Annotated in this window: 3 protein-coding genes; all 3 read left to right on the top strand. The window is 56.6% G+C overall.

Translation table 11 applies throughout. The features are described from left to right. The first annotated feature begins 362 nt into the window (after positions 1–362). The gene (locus tag ACWJ6R_RS33245; RefSeq protein ID WP_449066019.1) at positions 363–752 is read left to right on the top strand and encodes a hypothetical protein; all 390 of its coding nucleotides are present in this window, start codon (positions 363–365) and stop codon (positions 750–752) included. 321 nt (positions 753–1,073) lie between these two features. Next, on the top strand, positions 1,074–2,159 hold the full coding sequence (locus ACWJ6R_RS33250) for a DUF262 domain-containing protein (RefSeq protein ID WP_449066020.1): 1,086 nt from the start codon (positions 1,074–1,076) through the stop codon (positions 2,157–2,159). After that, positions 2,146–2,862 (top strand): MAE_28990/MAE_18760 family HEPN-like nuclease, encoded by a 717-nt coding sequence (locus ACWJ6R_RS33255; protein WP_449066021.1) that lies wholly within the window; start codon positions 2,146–2,148, stop codon positions 2,860–2,862. The genes ACWJ6R_RS33250 and ACWJ6R_RS33255 overlap by 14 nt, the downstream gene beginning before the upstream one ends. The last annotated feature ends 285 nt before the right edge of the window (positions 2,863–3,147 follow it).

Consider the following 3,147-nt stretch of genomic DNA (forward strand, 5'->3'; position numbering starts at 1 on the left):
AGAGCGTGGGATTCGAACCCACGAGGACCGTCACCGGCCCTAGCGGTTTTCAAGAGGGCTGCGTTCCAGGCGACGGCAGAGCTTCTGAGCAGGGTGAAAGCCTCTTCCTCGACCCGAACGATGGAAGATCATCCCGCATATATCCCGCAGATCCTCGCCCTCTCCGACCATGATCCAGAAGTCGGTCATGCCCTTCCATCCGTGGAAACTCTCCCACCTCGACTCTTGACCCGCCCCCTCCGCCGTCCGAGACCATGTCGGCCATGTGGTTCTTCCGCTTCCTCGCCATCGGACTCCTCAGCGGGGTCCTGATGATCCCGCTCCTGCACTCCCCGCGAGGGGACGGATTCGAGCACCTGCGCTTGAGCGTGATCATGACCCTGGAGTTCAGCTGGTTCTTCTTGGTCCCGATCTCGCTGGTGGTCGGCGCCTGGAAGACCTTCTCCTCCAGCGAGCGCCCCCGGCCGGCGCCTCCGGGCTTCGTCCTGGGAGGGATCACCTTCGCGTTCGGCGCTCTGGTCCTGCACCAGGCGATGGCGGCGTCACGATGGCTCAACGATTCACCATCCGGAGTCGGCGATCCGGACGGCGAGTACGTCATGGCAGCGTTCGCCGAACTTTCGGGTGTGGCGATCATGATCGTTGGCATGGTGATCCTGATCGGTCGGGTGGTCGCCATCATCGATTCCCGAGAGGCGAACATCCCGACACCCACGAGCCGCCGATCAGAGACGGAAAATCTGAGCTCCTGACATCCTGCTTGCAAAGACGCATCCAGATCTTGGGCGGCAGCGAAGACGCAGCTCACGGTGCTGATCACGTTCCCCGCAACCCCCGTTGTTCCTCCTTGCTCCCCGCCCCATCGGGCGCGCAACGGGCACGACCGGCAGACTCACTGCGTGATCAAGGATGCGCAATGCGGCGGGGACCAGAATGATCATCGTAGGAACAGAGGAACTTCGGTCCGAAGGACCTGGGAACCTGGGCCAATGTGCTCCTGCGGCTGGAGCTGGACTGCCTGCAGCGACCCCAACCCAGATGTCACGACGAGTGTTGAGTGCTACTCACCGACTGTGATCGCCTACTACACTGTCGCTATGTCTGCCCCAGCATCACTCGAGGGACTCGAAGAACAGCTCCGAGGCGAGCGCGGCAAAGTCGACGTAGCAGTCCACAATTTTTCCGTACGCGAGCTCGTACGGATGATTTTCGATGAAGAGCTTAATGCCGCACCCAATTATCAGAGGAAATTCCGCTGGGAGGAGGGCGATGAATCCCTTTTCGTTGAGTCGGTTTTTCTAGGACTCCCCGTTCCTCCGCTATTCGTTGCCACGAATGTTGGATTCCAATGGGAGGTCGTAGATGGCCTCCAGCGGCTCTCAACGTTGGCTCACTTTCTGGCACGAAACGATGATGAAGCGAAGGCTATTGGGCGCGAGCACCCTCTTCGCCTCAATGGGCTGGAGAAGCTAACCGAGCTCAATGGGATAACCCATCAGGAGCTACCCAAGAACCTCCAGGTGTATTTTGGTAGGCAACCACTTCAAGTTGTCTCCCTGACAGATAAAAGTGATCGCCAAGTTCGTTTTGATGTGTTCGAGCGCCTTAACCGCGGCGGAATACAACTCACTGCACAGGAGGTTCGCGCCTGTGTTTACATGGGGGCATTCAATGACTTCATTGAGGAACTCTCAAGCGATTCACGCCTGGAGAAGTTAATCAAACTGCAGCGCAGCCACGAGAATGACGGCACAAGAGCAGAACAAGTTCTCAAGTTTTTTGCATACAAGAACAATAGGGATGCGTTCGACGGTAAGGTGGAGCGGTTCCTCAACGACTACATGGCTAAAGCCGAAAGTAATTTCGACTATAGAACTGAACGAATTATATTCGACAGGGCGCTAGAAATCCTGTTCGCTGCCTGTGGCGGTAAGCCTCTTCTCCGCAAGCAGACGAAAGTAACCCCATTGGTTCAGTTCGAGGCTTGCTTTGTAGCGGCAGGTGACTTGGCCGCAGACGGTATACCTGTCGGTCAGGTAGCTCCAGACTGGCTGGAGGATTCTGAGCTGCGTGCCTCAAGTGGCGCCGGCTCAAACACTAAGGCCATGCTGCGCCGTAGGCTTATTCGGGCTAAGGATCTACTCCGTGGCGCCACATGATGCATTGATAACTGATATTCAGAATCAGGGAGAACGGCTTTTACGACGCTGTGACGACTTGAAGAAGTTTCTTGCTCTTGTACGACCTTCCTCAAACGGCACAGCAGAAAGCCGACGCTGGAAATCAGAAGCTCAAGACGCCAGGGCACTTTCGGTTATCTGTAGCATGGCGGAACTCGAGTCTTTCACGAAATTTCTTATTCAGGAGACCCATAGAGAGATAAACTCGTCACCCCTTTCGGTAAGCGATTTGCGTCCAAGTCTACGTCAACTTGCAGCGCACACTGCTTTTGAGAGCCTCAGAGATCTTTCCGACCACTCAAAGCTCTGGGAGAGAAGGAGGTACGCAACAACCCTAGAGTTATGCACAGACGCAATATCACTTCCTATCGAGACAAGACATGCCCAACCCCCTCTTGATGGACGAACCCTTCGTCCTGAACACTTCAATCGGGTTTGGGAGATTTACGGATTGCCAAATATTGCTTTTCCTGTAGCTGCATGGAGTGCATCTCTTCAAAAGATGGCTCTATTCAGGAATGATGTAGCCCACGGAAACATATCGTATGGCGAAATTTTTCAACAAGCAGGACGATCCGTAATGGACGTAGAGCGCTATGTTAACGACGTAAGCGAATTCACGATTCACTTGGTCGACACTTGGATTGAGTATTTGCAGACGCAAGGCTATTCGAAGCGTTAATTCGCGGCCCGAGCTTCTTGTCCCCGTTCTTCCCGCCTTAGCGGCCACCGCACTAGCGTGCCGCTACGGTGCCCGGTGGGCCAGGGTGAGGAACGAACCCTGGACGTCGATCGCCCCCGAGCACGTACGGCGATCAGCCATGCTGAGGCGATCGTGAGGGCTGCATTTATGCGGCGGCGTGGCAACCCCGGTTAGGGCGTTCGGTTGGTACGGCGGGCGTGCGGTACGGCGAACGGCCCGGGGCGCGCCGGCCGGGACGGGCGCCCACGCCGCACGCCCGGACGG

The sequence above is a fragment of the Planomonospora algeriensis genome, from assembly GCF_977012225.1.